Below are 19,476 nucleotides of genomic sequence, written 5' to 3' on the forward strand. Positions count from 1 at the left end.
GGGGCGCGAAGCGAGCCCGGGATCCATAACCACAGGCCGTGGTTATAGCGGGAGATTGTCACTCCGAGTCTTCGCCAAATGCAATCCTGTGGCTATGGATCCCGGGCTCGCGCTACGCGCGCCCCGGGATGACGAACTCGTTGGTTGGTTCGTGTCGCGACAATGCGCTACGGTCGCCTCGCCGCTCAGCCGTAAGCCGCGGCATCCCGGGACGCGCCTCCCTTATCAACAAGACCTGACCGCAAGCCTCGCACTGGTCGCGTGGCCAATGATGGGATTTCACATGCGCGTCCTCGCCTTCCTTGCTGCGCTCTCGTTCAGCGCAACCTCCGCCCTCGCCGCTGAAGAGCCCAGCGGCTGCGACAAGTTCAAATGGCCGATCGAGCGGGAGCGCGCTGCGCTCACCGCGCCGGACCGCGCGACGCTCGCATCGGGCAGCGAGCAGGCGAGCTTGCCGTCCTCGGCCATCACGCTGGGGCTGGCGGCCTCGAGCGAGGCAAAACTGCCGACGCCGCCGGAGCGAGCGCCCAAGGACGGCACTTTTGCCGGCTTCACGAGCATCAAGTCCGCCAAGCCCGGGCTCTACACGATCAGCCTGTCCACCGGTGCCTGGATCGACGTGGTCCAGGATGGGCATGTCCTGAAGCCCTTGGCCTTCAGCGGCGCGACCGATTGCGGCGGCATTCGCAAGACCGTGAAATACGAGCTGTCGGCGCAGCCTTTCGTGCTCCAAATCAGCGGCGCCAAGGAGGATGCGGTCGCGATCGCGATCCTCCCGGTTCAATAGCGCTGTTTGCCGGACAAACGGCCACCCTTTGACCTCCGGCGCCAGCCTGCTATCTTCGCAATTGCGATATCCCTGCCGGCCGTAAGCCGCAGCCGGGCCCCGTGGAGCAGCGCTTCCACCCGTCGCGCTACCCCCACCAACGCCAGACCTGCGCGTACATCTTGTGCGCGCGGACTCGCACGGAGCGCTCCCATGTTACGCATTTCAGGACTTTTCACCGCCTTCGTGATTCTCGCGGGCGCAAGCCTTTCGCCGGCCGCCGCCGAGGACAAGACCATCACCGTGTTCGCCGCCGCGTCGATGAAGAACGCGCTCGACGAGATCGACGCCGCCTACACCGCCAAGACCGGCGTCAAGTTCTCGGTCAGCTATGCCGCGAGCTCGGTGCTCGCCAAGCAGATCGAGCAGGGCGCACCCGCCGACGTGTTCGTCTCGGCCGACACCGACTGGATGGACTATGCGATCTCCAGGAAGACCATCAACGAGCCTTCCAGAGTGAACCTGCTCGGCAACAGCATCGTGCTGATCGCGCCGAAGGATTCCAAAGTCGACAACGTCACGATCACGCAAGGTTTCGACCTCGCCAAGCTCGCCGGCGACGGCAGGATCGCGACCGGCGACGTCAAGTCGGTGCCCGTCGGCAAATACGCCAAGGCCGCGCTCGAGAAGCTCGGCGCGTGGCAAGCCGCAGAGCCGAAATTCGCGATGGCCGAGAGCGTGCGCGCGGCGCTGACGCTGGTGGCCCGCGGCGAGGCCAATCTCGGCATCGTCTATGCCACCGACGCCAAGGTCGAGCCCGGTGTCAAGATCGTCGGCACCTTCCCGGCGGAGTCGCATCCCGCGATCATCTATCCGGTCGCCGCGACCACGACGGCGAAGGACGGGACCAGCGACTATCTCGCCTTCCTGCGCTCCTCCGCCGCCAAGACCATTTTGGAAAAATACGGCTTCAAGTTCCTGGTCAGCCCGACAATCTGATATTCACCATTTGATGTTCGACATCTCTCCCGCCGAATGGACCGCGATCCTGCTCTCGCTCAGGGTCGCGATCATCGCAACGCTGGTCGCGACGCCGTTCGGCATCGCGCTGGCGTGGCTGCTGGCGCGGCGCGACTTCTGGGGCAAGTCGATGCTCGACGCGGTGGTGCACCTGCCGCTGGTGCTGCCGCCCGTCGTCACCGGCTATCTGCTCTTGCTGACGTTCGGCCGCCGCGGCCTCGTCGGCGGCTTCCTCGCCGACCATCTCGGCATCGTCTTCTCGTTCCGCTGGACCGGCGCGGCGCTGGCCTGCGGCGTGATGTCGTTTCCACTGCTGGTGCGGCCGATGCGGCTGTCGATCGAGGCGATCGACCGCCGGCTCGAGCAGGCCGCCGAGACGCTCGGCGCCGCGCCCTGGAAAGTGTTCTTCACGGTGACGCTGCCCCTGGCGCTGCCCGGCGTGCTCGCCGGCATGGTGCTCGGCTTTGCCAAGGCGATCGGCGAGTTCGGCGCCACCATCACCTTCGTCTCCAACATTCCCGGCGAGACCCAGACGATTTCCTCGGCGATCTATTCGCTGATCCAGACGCCGGACGGTGACGCCGCCGCCGGCCGCCTCGTGATCGTCTCAATCGTGCTGGCGCTGGGCGCACTGATCGCCGCCGAATGGTTCGCCCGCCGCGCTACGCAACGCCTGCACGGGAATTGACCATGCTGCGCGTCGATGTCGAAAAACAACTCGGTGAATTCTCGCTCTCCGCATCCTTCACGGGCGAAGGCCGCGTCATCGGCCTGTTCGGCGCCTCGGGCGCCGGCAAGACGTCACTGGTCAACATGATCGCGGGGCTGCTGCGGCCCGACCGCGGCACCATCGTGCTCGACGGCGAAACCGTCGACGACACCGCGGCCGGCATCCATGTCCCAGCCTGGCGCCGCCGCATCGGCTATGTGTTCCAGGATGCGCGGCTATTCCCGCATCTCAACGTCGCGCAGAATCTCGACTATGGACGGCAGATGAACCGCTTGGCGCCGGATCCGGCGCAGCACAAGCGCGTCATCGACCTGCTCGATATCGGCACCCTGCTCGGTCGCCGCCCCGGAAAACTCTCCGGCGGCGAGCGCCAGCGCGTCGCGCTCGGACGCGCGCTGCTGGCAAAACCGCGCCTGCTGCTGCTCGACGAGCCGCTCGGCGCGCTCGACGAGGGCCGCAAGCTCGAGATCCTGCCCTATCTGGTGCGGCTGCGCGACGAGGCCAACGTCCCCATGGTCTATGTCAGCCACGACGCCGCCGAGCTCCGCCAGCTCGCGACGCAGATCGTGATGCTGAAACAGGGGCGGGTGACGAGCTTTGGCGGGGTGAAGGTGCTGGCGTAGCGGATATGCAGCGCTTGTTTGGGCTGCGCTGGCGCAACACCCACCGCCGTCGTCCCGGCGAACGCCGGGACCCATACCGCGTGATCTGCCGAGGGAAAATACCGGCGAAGAAAGAGTAACTGCGAGCCTTCGCCAAATTCCTCCCTGTGGTTATGGGTCCCGGCGTTCGCCGGGACGACACGGGAGATTGTTGATCCGCCGGCAGCTCGCTTAGACCCCCGCCACCGACGTCCACACATCCGCGAGCTTCTTTCGCAACGCCTGCGCGCGCGTCGGCGTCGGCGGCGTCTCGTCTTCCTCCGGAAGGCGCAGGCCGACGACGTTGACGCGGCCGCCGGAGATGCTGCGCGCGACCAGCACGATCTCGTCCAGCGGCAGCTCAGCGCCCTCTTTCGGGGCGCGATCGAGATGGACGTCGAAATAATCGGCCAGCGTCAACTTGCTCTCGTCCTCGCCGACCTTGACGCCGTAGATCTCGGCGAGCTCGGCGAGCGTGTGCTCGCCGGAGACCATGAAGTCGCCGAGCAGGTGCGGATCGGGCGCCGAGCTCGGCTGCATGTCGACGAAGAAGCGATCGAGCGACTCGGCCTTTTCCGGCGGCGCCAGCAAATAGATGTAGTCGCCGGGCGCGATCGGGTCGGCCTCCGTCGGCGTCAAAATGTTCTCGTTGCGGATCACCAGCGTCGGCTTGGACCAGGACGGGATCAGGCCGCGGCGGAAATACAGGCTCTTGGGCCGCACCGGATAGCCGACCAGCTGCTGCTCGAGCTGCCCGGGCAGATCCAACTCGACACGGCGCGGACCGCGCTCGGCGCGCGGCAGAGCGACATGCAGCTTGCGCGCGGCGGGTGCCAGCGTCCAGCCTTGCAGCAACAGCGAGATGATGACGACGACGAAGGCGACGTCGAAATAGAGATAGGCCTTGGACAGGCCGACCAGCATCGGGATCGAGGCCAGGAAGATCGCAACCGCACCGCGCAGGCCAGTCCAGGCGATGAAGATCTTTTCGCGCCAGTTGAAGCGGAACGGCGCCAGGCACACGAATACCGCGATCGGCCGCGCCACCAGCATCAGCACGAAGGCGACCCCGACCGCCGGCAGCACGCTGGCCCCTAACCGGCTCGGCGAGACCAGGAGGCCGAGCAGCACGAACATCACGATCTGCGCCAGCCAGGTCGCCGCATCGAGGAAAGCCACTACCGAATTGTGCGCGCGGGTCGGCCGGTTGCCGATGATGATGCCGGCCAGATAGACCGCGAGGAAGCCGGAGGCGTGCATGATCTGCGAGCCGCCGAAGATCACCAGCGCAGCCGTGGTCACGAACGGCGCATGCAGGCCCTGCGGCAGCGCGACCTTGTTGAGCGCGACGACGACGAGCCGTCCGCCGAAGATGCCGACGACGGCGCCCAGCACCGCCTCCTGGATGAACTCCATCGCCACATGGCCCGCCGAGCTCGATCCCAGCGAGATGTATTCGACCAGCATCAGGGTCAGGAAGATCGCGAAAGGATCGTTGGTGCCGGATTCGGCCTCCAGCGTCGCACCGACGCGCGGGCGCAGGCGCAGGCCCTGGGTGTGCACCAGCAGGAACACCGCGGCGGCGTCGGTCGAAGCGACCACAGCGCCGACCAGCAGCGACTCCGTCCAGTTGAGGTCGAGCGCGTATTTGGCGAACGGCGCCGTGATCAGCGCGGTCAAGAGCACGCCGACGGTCGCGAGCACCACGGAGGGCGCAAGCACGGTGCGGATGCTGGCAAAGCGCGTCTTCAAGCCGCCGTCGAACAGGATCAGGGCCAGCGCGACAGAGCCGACCAGATAGGTGGTGCGGACGTCGTCGAACTGGAGCTGGCCGGGGCCGGAATCGCCGGCGAGCATGCCGATCAAAAGGAAGACGAGCAGCAAGGGCGCGCCGAAGCGCAGCGCAAGCAGGCTCGACAGGATACCGGCCATCACGAGGACGGCGCCGAGCAATATGGCGATGCTGACGGAGTCGAGAGAGGCCATCCACCTTCCGGTTCAAAACAGCTGGAATGGCATCCATATCGTCGCGGCACCGGCGCGCCAACTCATTTTCTCCGGCTCGCGGCAATCTGCCCGTATTTTGCGGGCTTAACGCACTTCACTTAGCGGTGTATCGATGGTCCGGCCGCGCCCTTTGTGGGATTCTGCGGCTCCCTCGAATCAATACCTCCCCCGCTTGCCGACGAGACCGATGGACATGGACCTCAAGGACTTCATGGAGTTCGTGCAGACCACCGCGCGCAGCGTCGGGGCGGAAGTCTCCTCGCCCTGGTTCTACCTGCAATTCGGTCTCATCCTGGCCGCGGCCGGCATCGCCTATGCCGCGGAGGCCGGCGTCCGCAACCGGGTCGACATGACCTCGCTGGCGATGCGCTGGCCGCTGCCGCTCCGGCACTTCGCCCGGGTGATGGTCTCCAGCGCCTCGACGGCGGTGTTCACGCTGCTCGTGATCGTCTCGCGTGTGGTGATGTACCATGCGACCTGGCCGAGCCGCTCCTATCTGCTGATGGTCGCCGCCAAGCTGGGCTTCGCCTGGCTCGTGATCCGGTTGGTGACCTCGGTGCTGCGCAATGCCTTCATCGTCCGCCTGGTGTCGATCACGGCGTGGTTCGTCGCCGCGCTCTCGATCCTCGGCCAGCTCGATACGACGGTCGACCTGCTCGATTCCTTCGCGATCGTGCTCGGTGGCCTCAGGCTGACCCCGCTGCTGGTCCTCAAGGCCGGCGCGCTGCTGCTGATCGCGCTGTGGCTCACCAACATCGCGAGCAATTTCGCCGAGAGCCGGATCAACGCAACCACCGATCTGACGCCGTCGGTGCAGGTGCTGCTGGTCAAGATCATCCGCATCGGGCTTCTTGCCGTCGCAATCGTCATTGCGCTCGGCGCGGTCGGCATCGACCTGTCGGCGCTCGCGGTGTTCTCCGGCGCGGTCGGCGTCGGCATCGGTATCGGCCTGCAGAAGATCGTGGCCAACTTCATTTCGGGCATCATCCTGCTCGCCGACAAATCGGTGAAGCCCGGCGACCTCGTCACCATCGGCGACAATACCGGCCGCATCAGCGCGATGAAGACGCGTTATATTTCCGTCGCCGCCGGCGACGGCCGCGAGTTTCTGGTGCCGAACGAGGATCTGGTGACGCAGAAGGTCGTCAACTGGACCTATACCGACAAGAACACGCTGGTGAAGATTCCCTTCGGCACCAATTACGACGCCGACCCCCGCCTGGTCACCAAGCTCGCCGCCGAGACCGCCGCCGCCCATCCGCGCGCAACCAAGGGCAAGCCGCCGAACGCCATCCTGACCGAGTTCGCAGAAGCCGGCATGAAGTTTTCGCTGACCTTCTGGATTGCGGACCCCGACGGCATGGACAACGTCAAGAGCGACGTGATGCTGGCGCTGTGGGACGCCTTCAAGCGCGAGGGCATCCGGGTTCCCTACCCCGTCCGCGAAATCCGGGTCCGCGGCGGCGCGCTGCCGGTGGAAACCACCGTAGAAGTCCCGAATTAGGCCCGCTTTCGGGCGCAAGAGGCGGTAAGATTCTTGTTTCGACGCGTTTTCCTCACACGAACCGGTAGCCACTTCGCTCGAAAACGCTCTGCCTTGGCTTGCACGAAGGCCCGCAATCCCTAAATTAGGGCCTGAAATCAAGCCTTTCCGCCGATATCGAGTTCAGCCCCGAAAAGACCTGACACGCATGAGCTACGTCGAAGCCACCGATACCTCGCTGCGCAAGACCGGACAGATCAAGCTGCATGGGCCGAGCGCCTTTGCCGGCATGCGCAAGGCGGGCGCGCTGGTAGCCAAGTGCCTCGACGAGCTTACCGACATCGTCGGGCCCGGCGTGCCGACCGAGCGCATCGACGAATTCGTCCGCGAATTCGCCTTCAGCAACAATGCCTTTCCGGCGACGCTGATGTATCGCGGCTATCGCTACTCGACCTGTACCTCGCTCAACCACGTGGTCTGCCACGGCATGCCCGGCGACCGTCCGCTGAAGGAAGGCGACATCGTCAACATCGACGTCACCTTCATCGTCGACGGCTGGTACGGCGATTCCAGCCGGATGTATGCGGTCGGCCCGATCGCCCGCAAGGCCGAGCGGCTGATCGAGGTGACCTATGAAGCGATGATGCGCGGCATCGCCGCGGTGAAGCCCGGCGCCACCACCGGCGACATCGGTCATGCCATCCAGAGCTTCGTCGAGCCGCAGGGCATGAGCGTGGTGCGCGATTTCTGCGGCCATGGCCTCGGGCGCATGTTCCACGACGAGCCGAACATCATCCATATCGGCCGGCCCGGCGAAGGCGTTCAGCTCAAGCCCGGCATGTTCTTCACCATCGAGCCGATGATCAATCTCGGCAAACCGCATGTGAAGATCCTCTCCGACGGCTGGACTGCCGTCACCCGCGACCGCTCGCTGTCGGCACAGTTCGAGCATTCCGTCGGCGTCACCGCTGATGGCGTCGAGATTTTCACGCTGTCGGAACGGCACGGCGAGAAGCAGATCGGGTGATTGCCGGTCGCGTCGCCTATCGCTTGCGGCGGAATGACGACGGCGCCCGCTTGTAGGTCGCAACGAAGGCGTCGTTGAAGCGGCGCACGCTGCCGAAGCCGGCAGCAAACGCAATCTCCGCCAAATTCATCCCGGTCTGGTCGATCAGGCGCTTGGCCTCCTGCACGCGCCGGGTTGCCGCGATCTCGCTGGGGCTGGCGCCGGCGTGGCGCATGAACAGGCGCAGCAGATGACGCGGCCCGACGCCAAGGGCCGCCGCAAGCTCCGTCATCGACGCCCGATCCAGGAAACCGTCATGGATCAGCCGCATGCCGCGCGCGACCGTCGTGGCCGTTCCCATCCAGGCCGGAGAGCCCGGCGCTGTCTCAGGCCGGCAGCGCAGGCACGGGCGAAAGCCGGCCCGCTCGGCGGCCGCCGCGGTTGCATAGAAGGTGACGTTCTCAGAGCGGGCGGGGCGAACCGGACAGACCGGCCGGCAATAGATCCGCGTCGAGCGCACCCCGGAGAAGAACAGCCCGTCGAAAGCGCGCGCACGCGCCAGACGCGCCCGATCGCAGGTGTCCCAGTCGAGATGCGGTGGCAGCGTTTGCCGGCGTGCCGAGCTTGTCGCCATGGCGGAAGACTAACGTTCGCATGGCGCGCCGAGTAGCTGAAATCGGACTCGACCGGGCGATGAGGTCCGAATTCAGCCAGCCTGCAGCGCCGCTCCGGATCATGGTGAGGATCGCTTCAGGAGCAGATGCATGAACACACCGGCGCAACAGACGACGTCACCGCAAACCGGTCTCGCCTTCGAGATCGGGCTCCTGCTGCTGCTCTCCCTGATCTGGGGCAGCTCGTTCACGCTCATCAAGATCGCGGTGCCGACGATCCCGCCCATCACGATGGTTGCCGTGCGGGTGACGATCGCGGCCGTTCTCCTGATCGTGATCGCAGCCTCGCAGGGACACGCCCTGCCCCGCCGCGGATCGGTCTGGGCCGCCCTCATCGTGCAAGGGCTGTTGCAGAGCGCGCTGCCCTTCGCCCTGATCAGTTGGGGCGAGGTGCATATCGCAAGCGGTCTCGCCGGCGTGCTCAATGCGACCCCGCCGATATTCGTGCTGATAATCGCGTTGACGACCGGGCGCGGACGTCAAGCGATCAGCGGCCGGAAGATCATCGGCGTTGCACTCGGCCTTGCCGGCGTTGCCGTGACGATGGGGGCCGACGCGCTATCGGAGATCGGCACCGCCGCCCCGCTGGCGCAGATGGCGGTGCTCGGCGCCAGCCTCTGCTACGCGCTTGCACCGATTTGGGGACAGCGGTTCGCGGGCCTCCCCGCGATCGTCACGGCGGCCGGGGCGATGAGCTGCGCGGCGCTTCTCATGCTCCCGACCGCCGCCGTTTTCGAACAGCCGTGGACGCTGGCACCGCCGCCCGCGCGGGCGATCGCGGCGGTGGTCGCTCTCGCGGTGGTCTGCACCGCCTTCGCGATGGTGATCTATTTCCGGCTGATCCACACGCTCGGCCCGCTCGGCACGACCAGCGGCAGCTATCTGCGCGCCGGCTTTGCCGTGGCGCTCGGCACCGCCATTCTCGGCGAGCACCTGACCTCGTCCAGTCTTGCCGGAATGGCGCTCATTCTCACCGGCGTGGTGGCGGTCACGGTGCCCGCTCTCAGGAAACCGACCGGCGCGCCGGCGCGCAATTGACGGTTGCAAAAACGTGGGTCCCCGGCAATGCTGGCGGCCGATGCCCGCCAAGCCGGACCACGACAAGAGCACGCCTGAGGACGCGCCGCACTATCACGGCCATCGCGAGCGGCTGCGCGAGCGCTTCTACAATGCCGGGGCGGATGCGCTGAGCGACTACGAACTCCTGGAGATGGCGCTGTTTCCGGCACTGCCGCGGCGCGACACCAAGCCGCTCGCGAAGGCACTGATCAAGACCTTCGGCTCGTTCGCCGAGGTCGTGCACGCGCCGGTGGCGCGCTTGCGCGAGGTTGACGGCATCGGCGAGGCCGCGATCAACCAGCTCAAGCTGATCGCGGCCGCCGCGAGCCGCGTGACCAAGGGCGAGGTCAACAGCCGCAACGCGCTGTCGTCCTGGAACGAGGTGATCGATTACTGCCGCTCCAGCATGGCCTTTGCCGACAAAGAGCAGTTTCGCCTGCTGTTTCTCGACAAGCGCAACCAGCTCATCGCCGACGAGGTGCAGCAGACCGGCACCGTGGACCACACCCCGGTCTATCCGCGCGAAGTGATCAAGCGCGCGCTGGAATTATCGGCGACCGCCTTGATCCTCGTGCACAACCATCCCTCCGGCGATCCCTCACCCTCGCAGGCCGACATCCAGATGACCAAAGCGATCATCGACATCGCAAAACCGCTGGGGATTGCCGTGCACGACCACATCATCGTCGGCAAGAGCGGCCACGCCAGCCTGCGCGGGATGCGGTTGATTTAGGGCAACGCGTGTCGAACCAGCCTGCACCGGCTCTCAAAACCTGACCGTCAATCCGCCGCCCGCATAATAGCTTGTCTCGGCCTGGTATTTGACCCCCGCTGGCGTGCTCGCGCCTCCAAAGCCGAACGGGAGCACGACAGCCGGGGCTGAAACGCCAGGGACCTTGTTATCGTAGTTGAGGCCGCCAAAGGCCCGCAACGCCCAGCTCGGCGCCAGCTTGATGTTGACGCTGGCTTCGGCATTGGCAACGAATGCGGTGGTCGTTGCACTGGACGTTGTGGCAGAGAAGGTCGGGGCGAAAAAGGGCACCCCGCCCACGAAGACGTTGACGGAGTCCGAGCCCGTCAGCGATACCCGCCGCACGGCGAGCCCGGCGTTGCCACCAGCCACAAATGTCAGCCAATCCGTCACAGGTACGGAACCAGACAAGCCGGCGCGGGCTCCCCAGTCCGTCCAATCGAGCTTGGTGTCCGCGTCATAGTGGACGGACGCAGTGCCGCCGAAAACGAGATTGGTTTCGGACAACGTCTGAGAGTTGCGGGACTTGCCGCCAAACACCGCAAGCGACGGTGTAATGATGACGCCGCTCACCTTGAAATCTGTCGCGTACCGCCCACTGACTTGCCAACTCGAATAGCTGGTACCGAGCGTGCTGGAAACGACACATGATGTTCCGGCGCCGCAAGCGACCGAGCCCGCGAAGTTTGTGATCCCGCCAACCTGCGGCAGCGAATATCCCGATCCCAACGTCGACACAGCCGTAGCGGCTTGCGAGGCGGTCGCGTTGACATAGGACCCGCTGAACTCGATCCGCCCATTGGTGCCGATATTCGACAGAGACACACCGGGAGGCAAAACGAAGCCCAATCCGCCGGAGATGCCATATCCGGTTGCCCGCGGGTCATATGTATTTGCCGCGGATATCCCCGATCCCGGGGCGACCGGCAACAGACGAGTGCCGATATCATAGGTCGGCAGGCGGATCGACTGCGCTGAGCCGTCAGCCCAGAAGTAGACTCCGCCAGCCGTGCTCGCGGTGGCCACCCCGGGCGCCTTGATCGGAATATCTGCGGCAAGTCCAGGCGCGGAAGTAGCCGCCACCAGTCCGGTTGCGATGATTGATAGCCGAATATGCCGATAAAGCACTGAAACCCCTCAGACGAACATGCCTTCGACGCCAAGGCATCATTTCGGCAAGATTCTAGGTGAGGTGCGGCGAGACTGTCGTCGCTTATGACGAACGGTGCTGTAGCGGTTTGCGTATTCTCGCCCCGCAATATCCATGAGCTGCACTGTTGAGGCTTCCGTGCAACATAACGGCGCGACACCGCACCGAAGTGCTCTTTTACGAACGGAATTGTTGCTTTTCGCGAATAGCGCTTGGCACCAAGTTCCAATATGCTCGATGTCGCCAGCCCTCACCGCGGACTCCCATGTAAAATGCAGAGAATCTCGTTTGACTCCGCCGATCTTCCCGGCGACGAGCGGCTGCGCAGAGAACGCTGGGTCGATTCACTGTCATCCGGTTATGTGCGTCTGCGCGCCGACGCCAGGCCCAACGTGCCCTTCGACGGCCAGCTCAAGATCATGCTGCTCGGCCAAGCCGCGATTGGTCGGATTTGCGGGACCGTGCAGACCATCTCGCGCGGAACGGCGGAAATCGCCATCGAGAACACCGACAACGCCGTGCTTCTGCTCAATAGCGGAACGGACGAAATGCTCGTTGAGCAAAGCGGCAAGAGCGTTGCCTGCACCGCCGGTGCTGCGGTGCTTATCGAACAGTGCGTGCCGTCGACCATCAATGTAAGTGCGCAGCATCTCTGCAATTTCATGGCAATTCAACTGCCGCGCCAGCAGCTGCGTGGCCAGACGTGCAACGTCGAAGATCGATTCATGACGCCGATTCCGGCATCAGCTTCGGCGCCGGCGCTGGCATACGCTTACGTCGAGACGCTGCTGAAACTATCCGGCGCGGCGGAGCAAGCCGACATCCCGCGTTTTGCCGCCGACCACATCGCCGATCTCGTCGTGGCTGCAGTGGCTCTCAAGACCTTGCATCAGGAGACGCAGGCGCCGAATTTGCGAGCGGCGCGGTTTGAGACCGTCCGGCGCGAGCTTGATCGCAATTTCATGATGCCCGGCTTTTCCTTGACGGCGCTCGCACGCCGCCTTCTGGTTTCGCCGCGCTATGTGCAGGCGCTCTTCTCCGAAGCCGGAACGTCGTTCACCGATGAACTGACCAATCGCCGGCTGATGCGGGCTCACGACATGCTGGCGTCGCCGCACTACGCACATATGAAGGTCATGGACGTCGCCTACGAGTGTGGATTCCCGACAGTATCGCACTTTCATCGCACTTTCCGGCGCCACTTCGATGCGACACCAGGCGAAGTGCGCGACAGAGCGATCAGATAAGTCGCGCTGGCCGGCTCAGTAGCAATAGCGCGGATCGACCGGGACGTAGCGGCCGTCGGGGCGTTGCATGTAGCAGCCGCGCTGATAGGCGTAGTAGCCGGAGCGGCGGCGCTCGCCTTCGGAGGCGATCGCGGCGCCCGTGCCGGCACCGACGACGGCACCGATGGCAGCCCCCCGGCCTCCGCCGAGCGCGCCACCGAGGATCGCCCCGCCGACGCCGCCGATGATCGCGCCGCCGATGGCATCCTGGGCCGCCGCCTCATGCACCGGCACCGCCATCGCAACCGTCAGACACACCGCCATTCCAACAGCTCGAAGCATCCCGAATCCTCCCGGTTGATGCCGCCAGTCATAGCGCTCGGAACGGCGCCGGACCAGACCAATTGTCGCAGCCAGCGCGGGGCCTCAGGCCGAAGGTTACGGTTCGACCCAGCGCTGCACGGCCTCGACGGTATCGGCGGGCGTGGTGTTGAAGCAGATCGCAGCGCCCGGCGCGAGGCGATGGACGAGGTTGAGCACCTTCTCAAACAGCACGAGGCGCTCCTTCGGCTCGCGCAGGCCGGCGCCGATCACGATGCAGTCGAAGCGCTCGTCGCCCAGCGCCGCCGTGACGCCGGCTTCCGCGGTGGCGTCGAGATCGATCAGGCAGCTCGTGACCTCGAAGCCGAGATCGCGCAGGCGCAACAGCTGCGCCTCGATGTAGGTTCGCACGAGCTCCGGCGTGAGCTGCGGGAATGCGCTGTAGTCGGCGCTGCCGGGTTCGATGCCGATCGCGAGGACGCGCTTGGCCATGCCGGATCTCCCAACGAAATCGCCTCTTCCGTCAACGAGATGCCCGGTCTGCAGGTTCCGCCTTCGCGTGGCGCCATTCGGCGGCAACGAATGTCGGGCCGCCTATTGCCGCAGCATGATCAGGGGATCGGCGGTATCGGGGACGCGCCGCCACTGCGCGTTGTCGTCGGCCTCGAACTGCCAGACGTTGCCCGATTTCGACATCAGGATGATCTGGCCGCGCTCCAGCCGCCATTGCGTCGGGTTGAACTGCGCGATGGCCGCGTCGCATTTCGGCTTGAGGAAGACCTGGAAATTGTCCTGGCCGGCTTCCGTGTTGGTCAGCGTGAGCCCGCAGACCGGCTGGCCGTTGCCGCGCACCATCGACCAGTCGCCGATCATCTGGTCCATCGACTTGGCCATCGAGCGGGCGGCGGCGAGATCCTGCAGGATGTAGACGCCCTCGCCCTGGCGCAGGCCTTCGAAGATGCCGGCCTCGACCTCGGTGAAGTCGATCACGGCTTCACCGGTCGCGTCCTGCAGGCGGACGATGTCGAGGCCCCTGACGCTCCAGGCGACGATGTCCTTGGTGAAGGGCAGCGCCGCCTTGCAGGCCGGCTCCAGCTCGAGCTTGAAGCCCTGCCCCGCGGCGTCGCCCTTCATCGTGACGACGCAGGTCTTGCTGCGTTCGGTGGTCGAGAGCTCCCACTGCCCGAGCATCTCCTTCTTCAGGGTCGTCGTATCCTGCGCATGCGCGATGCCGATCGCGGCCAAGGAGGCCGCGACGGCGCCGATCGCGGCCAAATGGGCCGCGACGGCGGATGCAACGACCCGAAGACTTCGCATCAGCGCCCCTTGAATGGCGTTTCGGCAACCGGCGTCAACGGCGCCTTGCCTGAGAACCATGACTTGAGGTTGTCGACCACGAGCTGGTCCATCGCGTTGCGCGTCACCACCGAGGCCGAGCCGATATGCGGCAGCAGCACGACGTTCTGCATGGCCTTGAGCTCGTCCGGCACGGTCGGCTCGGCCGCGAACACGTCGAGGCCGGCGGCAAGGATGGTGCCCGACTTGAGCGCCTGCACAAGCGCCGGTTCATCGACCACCGAGCCGCGCGCGACGTTGACCAGCACGCCGCGCGGGCCGAGCGCCTTGAACACCTCGGCATTGATCATCTTGTTGGTCGATGCGCCGCCGGGCACGATCACCATCAGCGTGTCCACCGCCTTCGCCATCTCGATCAGATCAGGATAGTGCTTGTAGGAGACGTCCTTGGACGGGTTGCGTGAGTGATAGACCACCGGCACCAGCGAGGCGTCGAGCCGGCGCGCGATGGCCTGGCCGATCCGGCCCATGCCGACGATGCCGACCTTGCGGTCGCGCAGCGAGCCGACGCTGAGCGGATAGTTCTGCGTCTGCCAGAGCCCGGAGCGCACGTAGCGGTCCGCCTTGATGAACTCGCGCAAGGTGGAGATCAGAAGGCCCATCGCGACGTCGGCGACCTCCTCGGTCAGCACGTCGGGCGTGTTGGTGACGATGATGTTGTGCTCGGCCGCGTATTTGGCGTCGATATGGTCGTAGCCGACGCCGAAGCTCGCCACCATCTCGATCTTGGGCAGCTGCGACAGCGACTCCTTGTCGGCACGGACGGTGTGATAGGTCACCGCGACGCCGCGGATTTTTTCGCGGATCGCCGGCGTCAGCCGTTCGAGGTCGCCGCGCGTCTCGGCCTTGTGCACGACGAAATGGTCGGAAAACCCGTTCTCGAGGATCGGCCGCACCGGCCCATAGATCAGAAGGTCGATCTTCTCGGACGAAATCGAACCGGCAGCCATCAGTTTTCCTTTCCAAGCGCGCTTTCATGCCAGCGCCGTAAAACAAGGTGGGAAACTACCGCCAGCACCCCATAGATGACAATCCCGGCGAGCGACAACAGCAGCAGCGCCGCGAACATGCGGGGTATGTTCAATCGATAGCCCGACTCGGCGATCCTGTAGGCAAGCCCGGAGCCGGCACCGGCCGTTCCGGCCGCGATCTCGGCCACGACCGCGCCGATCAGCGACAGGCCGCCGGCGATGCGCAGGCCCCCGAGAATGTAGGGCAGCGCCGCGGGCAGCTCGAGGAAGCGCAGCGTCTGCGGCTTTGAGGCGCCATAGAGCTGGAACAGGCCGGCAAGGTTGCGATCGACCGAGTTCAGCCCGAGCGTGGTGTTGGACAGCACCGGGAAGAAGGCGACGATGAAGGCACAAACTACGACCGCGGTCTGCTGCTCCAGATAGATCAGGAGCAGCGGCGCAATCGCGATCACCGGGGTCACCTGGAGCACGATGGCATAGGGGAACAGCGAATATTCCACCCATTTCGACTGGTTGAACAACAGCGCCAGCGCGATGCCGCCGATGCTGGCCGCGGCAAAGCCTTCGAGCGTGGTCAGAAGCGTGGTGGCGAGCGATTGTGACAGCACCGCCCAATCCCTGATCAGCGTCAGGACGATGACGGAGGGCGCCGGCAGCACGTAAGGCGGGATGTCCTTGATGCGGACCACGAGTTCCCAGGCGAGGATGCCGGCCGCGAACACGATGACGGGAAGCACGAAGCGCATCGCGCGTTGCGCGCCTGATGGTCTTTCGTTGACGGGCGCTTGCGCGTTCATAGCGTCGACTGCCCGGAATAGGATGGCGCCAGCGCGGCCGACACCTTCCGGCAGTAATCGGAATAGGCGGCGGAGGTGCGAAACGCCTCGCCGCGCGGCTCGACCGTCTCGATGCGGATGTCGGCCTGGATGCGACCGGGCCGTGCCGTCATCACCACCACGCGCTGCGACAGATAGACGGATTCGAACACCGAATGGGTGACGAAGATGACGGTCTTGCCGAGGCTGCGCCACAGCGCGAGCAGATCGTTGTTGAGGCGGAAGCGCGTGATCTCGTCGAGCGCGGCGAACGGCTCATCCATCAGAAGGATATCCGGATCGGTGACGAGCGCGCGCGCCAGCGACACCCGCATCTTCATGCCGCCGGAGAGCTCGCGCGGAAAGGCATCGGCGAAATCGGCGAGCCCGACGCTGGCCAGCGCCGCGTCGGCACGCCCGCGCGCCTCGGCCTTCGGCACGCCGGCGAGCTTGAGCGGCAACCGCACATTCTCGCGCACGCTGGTCCAGGGCATCAAGGTCGGCTCCTGGAACACGAAGCCGATACCGTGCCCCGGCTGTACCACGCCCTCGTGACGGGCCACCCGCACGATGCCTGACGACGGCGCGCTGAGCTCCGCGATCAACCGCAACACCGTCGACTTGCCGCAACCGGACGGACCCAGCAGCGAGATGAACTCGCCCTTGCGGACAGTGAGGTCGAACGGGCCGAGCGCCATGACGCCGTTGTCATAGGTCTTCGTCACGCCGCGCAGGCTGACGGCGAGATGCGTCAGGCCGGCGTCGGCCGCGGACGAGGTTTTGCCTGATGACATCGAGCTTGCGCTACGGCTTGCTCGGGCGCAGCTCGACGCCGACGCCCTTGTTGACGAAGCGCAGCGTGTAGGATTTGCGGAAGTCGAGTTCGGGCTTCACGACGCCGGCCTTGACCATCTTGTTGAAGAAGGAGGTGTAGCGCTCGTCGCTCATCGCGCCGATGCCGTTCTTCAGGCTGTCGCCGGAATCGACGATGCCATGCTCCTTCATCTTGGCGACGGAATAGGCGAGCAGATCGTCGGTCATTTCCGGATTGAGCTTCTTGATCATGGCGTTGCCGGCGGAATTGTCGCGGTAGATGTAGTTGTACCAGCCGACCATGGAGGCATCGACGAAACGCTGAACGAGGTCGGGCTTCTTCTCGACGACGTCGCGGCGCGTCTCGATCAGGGTCGAATAGGTGTTGAAGCCGTAATCGGCCAGCAGCAGCACGTTGGGCTTGAAGCCGGCGGCCTTCTCCACCGCAAACGGCTCGGAGGTGACGTAGCCCTGCATCGCGCTCTTGGGGTTGGCGATGAAGGGCTGCGGGTTGAAATTATAGGGCCGGACGTTCTTCTCGCTAAAACCGTATTCGGACTTCAGCCACTGGAAATAGCTGCCCATGCCCTCCTTGGAGACGAACAGCGTCAGCGGCTTGAGATCCTCGATCTTGCTGACCTTGGCGTCCGGCTGCGTCAGCATCACCTGCGGATCCTTCTGGAAGATCGCGGCGATGGTCACGACGGGAACGTTGTTGGCGACCGCGTCGAACGACATCAGCGTGTTCGCGGCCATGAAGAAGTCGATCTTGCCGGCGATCAGCAGCATCCGGTTGTTCTCGTTCGGGCCGCCGGGAACGATGGTGACGTCGAGGCCGTATTTCTTGTAGGTGCCATCAGCGACGGCCTGGAAGAAGCCGCCATGCTCGGCCTCGGCGACCCAATTGGTGCCGAAGGTAACCTTGTCCAGCGTCTCCGCCCGCACCGGGACGCTCCAGACCAGCGCGGTCATCAGGCCCGCAGTTAGCGCTCTGCGCAGATGAGAGGGGGTCATAATGGCACTCCGTCGATCGCTTCTGCGCCAATCGCTTCTGGCTCATGTGAACGCAACGCGATAAAACCGCATGACGTCAGGGGACGCGAGCCGGCCGGGCCCGCATCCCCTGATACCCCAAATTACGTGACAAATTCGGGCAATGAAACCTCCAAAGAAAACTCAATGATGCCACCCCGCGACTGGGCCGGGATCCGCTGGGCCGATGCGCCCCCCGGGGCGACGTCGCGCTGGATCGCGGTGCTGCCGCTGGCGGCAACGGAGCAGCACGGCCCGCATCTGCCGCTCACCACCGACGTGCTGATCGCGGACGCCTATCTCGCACGCGTGCGCGAGCTTCTGCCCGACAACGTTCCGGCCAGTTTTCTTCCCGTCGAACCGGTCGGGATTTCCACCGAGCATATCGACTATCCGGGCACGCAGACGCTGCCGACTGAAACCGCGCTGAAGCGGTGGACCGGGATCGGCGAGGAGGTCGCGCGGCGCGGCGTGAAGAAGCTCGTCATCATCACCAGCCATGGTGGCAACAGCGCGGCCATGATGCTGGTGGCGCAGGATCTGCGCGCGCATCAAAAACTGTTCGTGGTGACGACGTCGTGGTCGCGGCTGTCGGGCGCCGACACATTGTTCCCGGCCGACGAAGTGCGCCACGGCATTCATGGCGGCGCGGTCGAGACCTCGATCATGCTGGCGCGCTATCCCGATCAGGTGCGTAAGGATGCCGTCGCCGATTTTCCCGCGAGCAGCATCGCACTGGAACGGCAGTACCGCTGGCTGTCGACGCAGCGGCCCGCGCCGTTCGCCTGGCAGGCGCAGGATCTCAACGCCAGCGGCGCCGTCGGCAATGCGACATTGGCCGTGGCGGCGAAGGGCGAGCAGCTCGTCGATCAGGGCGCCCGTGCTTTTTGCGAACTGCTGAGCGAGGTCGATAACTTCGACGTGAACAGGCTCGCCAAGGGGCCTCTCGGCTAGCCAACATCCTCTTGGAATCATTCACGAAAACTTCCCGCTCCGGGAGCGGATTTGCCGCATTCGAACCGGACGCAGGGAGCCTCCGTCAAACTGGGCACGCGGGCCACAACGGACCGCCTCAACCCCGGATGGAGTTTCCCATGTCGATCAAGACCAAGATTGCCGCTCTCGCTCTCGCGACCCTCGCCGTCACCGGCAGCATCGTGTCCACCACCTCCTCGGCCGAAGCCAAGCAGCCCGGTTGGGTCTGGGGTGTCGGTGCCGGCATCGCCACCGCCGCCGTCGTCGGCTCCGCGATCGCCGCCAACAACGACCCCTATTACTACGGCTATCACCGCTGCGGCTGGGTCGCCCAGTACAACGCTTTCGGCCAGTACGTTGGCCGCGTTCGTAGCTGCTACTGATCTGAGTACCTGAGGCCGATCTTACGTGGATCCTGCGTCCGACACGGGCGCCTCATCCACCCCGTGTCGTGCCCCGACCCCGCCCGGCTGTCCCCCCGGGCGGGGTCATTCGTTTTGGGCCGCGATTTGTTGCAGTCCCGTCACACAGAGGTGCGAACCATCATCTGCGGCAATCCGCATCAGTTGCTATTGCGAATTAATCGCAATAAGGTTCGCAACAAGCTCAGGGGCTTGGGAAGAACCCGTGTCGAACCGAGATCATCTCGGCCGATTGCGCGGGCACCAGTACCTGATGAC

General features: G+C 65.1%; 21 protein-coding genes. 11 read left to right on the forward strand and 10 right to left on the reverse strand.

The annotated features are described in order from the left end of the window. The first annotated feature begins 283 nt into the window (after window positions 1-283). From AABA86_RS17775 to modC, 4 genes are all read left to right on the forward strand, one after another. Window positions 284-787 carry a hypothetical protein gene (locus AABA86_RS17775; RefSeq protein WP_038950707.1) on the forward strand — a complete coding sequence of 168 codons (504 nt, stop codon included), beginning with the start codon at window positions 284-286 and terminating at the stop codon, window positions 785-787. A gap of 192 nt (window positions 788-979) precedes the next feature. Next, window positions 980-1,765 carry a molybdate ABC transporter substrate-binding protein gene (gene modA, locus AABA86_RS17780; RefSeq protein WP_338307690.1) on the forward strand — a complete coding sequence of 262 codons (786 nt, stop codon included), beginning with the start codon at window positions 980-982 and terminating at the stop codon, window positions 1,763-1,765. Between the two features lie 13 nt (window positions 1,766-1,778). Next, the gene (gene modB / locus AABA86_RS17785; protein WP_212247426.1) at window positions 1,779-2,474 is read left to right on the forward strand and encodes a molybdate ABC transporter permease subunit; all 696 of its coding nucleotides are present in this window, start codon (window positions 1,779-1,781) and stop codon (window positions 2,472-2,474) included. Window positions 2,475-2,476: 2 nt separating this feature from the next. Next, window positions 2,477-3,139 carry a molybdenum ABC transporter ATP-binding protein gene (modC, locus tag AABA86_RS17790; protein ID WP_038973544.1) on the forward strand — a complete coding sequence of 221 codons (663 nt, stop codon included), beginning with the start codon at window positions 2,477-2,479 and terminating at the stop codon, window positions 3,137-3,139. 210 nt (window positions 3,140-3,349) lie between these two features. Here modC and AABA86_RS17795 read toward each other — a convergent pair whose 3' ends face one another. Beyond that, on the reverse strand, window positions 3,350-5,143 hold the full coding sequence (locus AABA86_RS17795) for a potassium/proton antiporter (RefSeq protein WP_338307691.1): 1,794 nt from the start codon (window positions 5,141-5,143) through the stop codon (window positions 3,350-3,352). A gap of 208 nt (window positions 5,144-5,351) precedes the next feature. On the opposite strand from AABA86_RS17795, the gene AABA86_RS17800 reads away from it, so the two are divergent. Further along, a complete protein-coding gene (locus AABA86_RS17800) occupies window positions 5,352-6,668 on the forward strand; it encodes a mechanosensitive ion channel family protein (RefSeq protein ID WP_338307692.1) in 1,317 nt (438 codons plus the stop codon). A 187-nt stretch (window positions 6,669-6,855) separates the two neighbouring features. Next, window positions 6,856-7,674, forward strand: a complete 819-nt coding sequence (map, locus tag AABA86_RS17805) for a type I methionyl aminopeptidase (RefSeq protein ID WP_212247456.1) — start codon at window positions 6,856-6,858, stop codon at window positions 7,672-7,674. Window positions 7,675-7,690: 16 nt separating this feature from the next. On the opposite strand, the gene AABA86_RS17810 is transcribed toward map, so the two are convergent. After that, window positions 7,691-8,287 carry a bifunctional transcriptional activator/DNA repair enzyme AdaA gene (locus AABA86_RS17810; RefSeq protein WP_338307693.1) on the reverse strand — a complete coding sequence of 199 codons (597 nt, stop codon included), beginning with the start codon at window positions 8,285-8,287 and terminating at the stop codon, window positions 7,691-7,693. A 130-nt stretch (window positions 8,288-8,417) separates the two neighbouring features. On the opposite strand from AABA86_RS17810, the gene AABA86_RS17815 reads away from it, so the two are divergent. Together AABA86_RS17815 and radC are read left to right on the forward strand one after the other, a co-directional pair. After that, the gene (locus tag AABA86_RS17815) at window positions 8,418-9,365 is read left to right on the forward strand and encodes a DMT family transporter (protein ID WP_338307694.1); all 948 of its coding nucleotides are present in this window, start codon (window positions 8,418-8,420) and stop codon (window positions 9,363-9,365) included. Window positions 9,366-9,405: 40 nt separating this feature from the next. Then, window positions 9,406-10,119, forward strand: a complete 714-nt coding sequence (gene radC, locus AABA86_RS17820; protein WP_338307695.1) for a RadC family protein — start codon at window positions 9,406-9,408, stop codon at window positions 10,117-10,119. Between the two features lie 33 nt (window positions 10,120-10,152). Here the strand turns inward: radC and AABA86_RS17825 are convergent, their stop codons facing one another. Then, entirely contained in the window at window positions 10,153-11,265 is a 1,113-nt protein-coding gene (locus AABA86_RS17825) for a hypothetical protein (protein ID WP_338307696.1), read from the reverse strand. A 294-nt stretch (window positions 11,266-11,559) separates the two neighbouring features. On the opposite strand from AABA86_RS17825, the gene AABA86_RS17830 reads away from it, so the two are divergent. Then, window positions 11,560-12,534: a helix-turn-helix transcriptional regulator gene (locus AABA86_RS17830; RefSeq protein WP_338307697.1), complete on the forward strand. Its 975-nt coding sequence runs from the start codon at window positions 11,560-11,562 to the stop codon at window positions 12,532-12,534. A 15-nt stretch (window positions 12,535-12,549) separates the two neighbouring features. Here AABA86_RS17830 and AABA86_RS17835 read toward each other — a convergent pair whose 3' ends face one another. The 7 genes from AABA86_RS17835 to AABA86_RS17865 all read right to left on the reverse strand — a co-directional run bounded on the left by AABA86_RS17835 (window position 12,550) and on the right by AABA86_RS17865 (window position 17,803). Then, on the reverse strand, window positions 12,550-12,855 hold the full coding sequence (locus tag AABA86_RS17835) for a hypothetical protein (RefSeq protein WP_212247479.1): 306 nt from the start codon (window positions 12,853-12,855) through the stop codon (window positions 12,550-12,552). 96 nt (window positions 12,856-12,951) lie between these two features. After that, the gene (locus AABA86_RS17840; RefSeq protein WP_338307698.1) at window positions 12,952-13,326 is read right to left on the reverse strand and encodes a hypothetical protein; all 375 of its coding nucleotides are present in this window, start codon (window positions 13,324-13,326) and stop codon (window positions 12,952-12,954) included. 102 nt (window positions 13,327-13,428) lie between these two features. Next, on the reverse strand, window positions 13,429-14,151 hold the full coding sequence (locus tag AABA86_RS17845) for an AprI/Inh family metalloprotease inhibitor (RefSeq protein ID WP_338307699.1): 723 nt from the start codon (window positions 14,149-14,151) through the stop codon (window positions 13,429-13,431). Next, complete coding sequence (locus tag AABA86_RS17850; protein ID WP_028143812.1) at window positions 14,151-15,140, reverse strand: 2-hydroxyacid dehydrogenase; 990 nt, start codon at window positions 15,138-15,140, stop codon at window positions 14,151-14,153. Before AABA86_RS17850 ends, AABA86_RS17845 begins: the two co-directional genes overlap by 1 nt. Continuing rightward, the gene (locus AABA86_RS17855) at window positions 15,140-15,958 is read right to left on the reverse strand and encodes an ABC transporter permease (protein ID WP_338307700.1); all 819 of its coding nucleotides are present in this window, start codon (window positions 15,956-15,958) and stop codon (window positions 15,140-15,142) included. The genes AABA86_RS17850 and AABA86_RS17855 overlap by 1 nt, the downstream gene beginning before the upstream one ends. Then, window positions 15,955-16,770, reverse strand: coding sequence for an ABC transporter ATP-binding protein (locus AABA86_RS17860; protein ID WP_212247492.1), 816 nt, complete (start codon window positions 16,768-16,770; stop codon window positions 15,955-15,957). The genes AABA86_RS17855 and AABA86_RS17860 overlap by 4 nt, the downstream gene beginning before the upstream one ends. A gap of 10 nt (window positions 16,771-16,780) precedes the next feature. Then, on the reverse strand, window positions 16,781-17,803 hold the full coding sequence (locus tag AABA86_RS17865; RefSeq protein ID WP_212247494.1) for an ABC transporter substrate-binding protein: 1,023 nt from the start codon (window positions 17,801-17,803) through the stop codon (window positions 16,781-16,783). A 165-nt stretch (window positions 17,804-17,968) separates the two neighbouring features. On the opposite strand from AABA86_RS17865, the gene AABA86_RS17870 reads away from it, so the two are divergent. After that, window positions 17,969-18,775: a creatininase family protein gene (locus AABA86_RS17870; RefSeq protein ID WP_212247496.1), complete on the forward strand. Its 807-nt coding sequence runs from the start codon at window positions 17,969-17,971 to the stop codon at window positions 18,773-18,775. Window positions 18,776-18,915: 140 nt separating this feature from the next. Next, on the forward strand, window positions 18,916-19,179 hold the full coding sequence (locus tag AABA86_RS17875) for a hypothetical protein (RefSeq protein ID WP_028143817.1): 264 nt from the start codon (window positions 18,916-18,918) through the stop codon (window positions 19,177-19,179). The last annotated feature ends 297 nt before the right edge of the window (window positions 19,180-19,476 follow it).

The sequence above is a fragment of the Bradyrhizobium sp. TM233 genome (assembly GCF_036247965.1).
In the GTDB taxonomy this organism is placed as follows: domain Bacteria; phylum Pseudomonadota; class Alphaproteobacteria; order Rhizobiales; family Xanthobacteraceae; genus Bradyrhizobium; species Bradyrhizobium ottawaense.

Coding starts and splice junctions, on each gene's coding strand:
- radC (WP_338307695.1), top strand. CDS start 9,406: ATGCCCGCCAAGCCGGACCACGACAAGAGCACGCCTGAGGACGCGCCG.
- AABA86_RS17795 (WP_338307691.1), bottom strand. CDS start 5,143: ATGGCCTCTCTCGACTCCGTCAGCATCGCCATATTGCTCGGCGCCGTC.
- modC (WP_038973544.1), top strand. CDS start 2,477: ATGCTGCGCGTCGATGTCGAAAAACAACTCGGTGAATTCTCGCTCTCC.
- AABA86_RS17860 (WP_212247492.1), bottom strand. CDS start 16,770: ATGTCATCAGGCAAAACCTCGTCCGCGGCCGACGCCGGCCTGACGCAT.
- AABA86_RS17855 (WP_338307700.1), bottom strand. CDS start 15,958: ATGAACGCGCAAGCGCCCGTCAACGAAAGACCATCAGGCGCGCAACGC.
- AABA86_RS17775 (WP_038950707.1), top strand. CDS start 284: ATGCGCGTCCTCGCCTTCCTTGCTGCGCTCTCGTTCAGCGCAACCTCC.
- AABA86_RS17850 (WP_028143812.1), bottom strand. CDS start 15,140: ATGGCTGCCGGTTCGATTTCGTCCGAGAAGATCGACCTTCTGATCTAT.
- AABA86_RS17810 (WP_338307693.1), bottom strand. CDS start 8,287: ATGGCGACAAGCTCGGCACGCCGGCAAACGCTGCCACCGCATCTCGAC.
- AABA86_RS17840 (WP_338307698.1), bottom strand. CDS start 13,326: ATGGCCAAGCGCGTCCTCGCGATCGGCATCGAACCCGGCAGCGCCGAC.
- map (WP_212247456.1), top strand. CDS start 6,856: ATGAGCTACGTCGAAGCCACCGATACCTCGCTGCGCAAGACCGGACAG.
- AABA86_RS17870 (WP_212247496.1), top strand. CDS start 17,969: ATGATGCCACCCCGCGACTGGGCCGGGATCCGCTGGGCCGATGCGCCC.
- AABA86_RS17800 (WP_338307692.1), top strand. CDS start 5,352: ATGGACATGGACCTCAAGGACTTCATGGAGTTCGTGCAGACCACCGCG.
- AABA86_RS17835 (WP_212247479.1), bottom strand. CDS start 12,855: ATGCTTCGAGCTGTTGGAATGGCGGTGTGTCTGACGGTTGCGATGGCG.
- modB (WP_212247426.1), top strand. CDS start 1,779: ATGTTCGACATCTCTCCCGCCGAATGGACCGCGATCCTGCTCTCGCTC.
- AABA86_RS17830 (WP_338307697.1), top strand. CDS start 11,560: ATGCAGAGAATCTCGTTTGACTCCGCCGATCTTCCCGGCGACGAGCGG.
- modA (WP_338307690.1), top strand. CDS start 980: ATGTTACGCATTTCAGGACTTTTCACCGCCTTCGTGATTCTCGCGGGC.
- AABA86_RS17865 (WP_212247494.1), bottom strand. CDS start 17,803: ATGACCCCCTCTCATCTGCGCAGAGCGCTAACTGCGGGCCTGATGACC.
- AABA86_RS17875 (WP_028143817.1), top strand. CDS start 18,916: ATGTCGATCAAGACCAAGATTGCCGCTCTCGCTCTCGCGACCCTCGCC.
- AABA86_RS17815 (WP_338307694.1), top strand. CDS start 8,418: ATGAACACACCGGCGCAACAGACGACGTCACCGCAAACCGGTCTCGCC.
- AABA86_RS17845 (WP_338307699.1), bottom strand. CDS start 14,151: ATGCGAAGTCTTCGGGTCGTTGCATCCGCCGTCGCGGCCCATTTGGCC.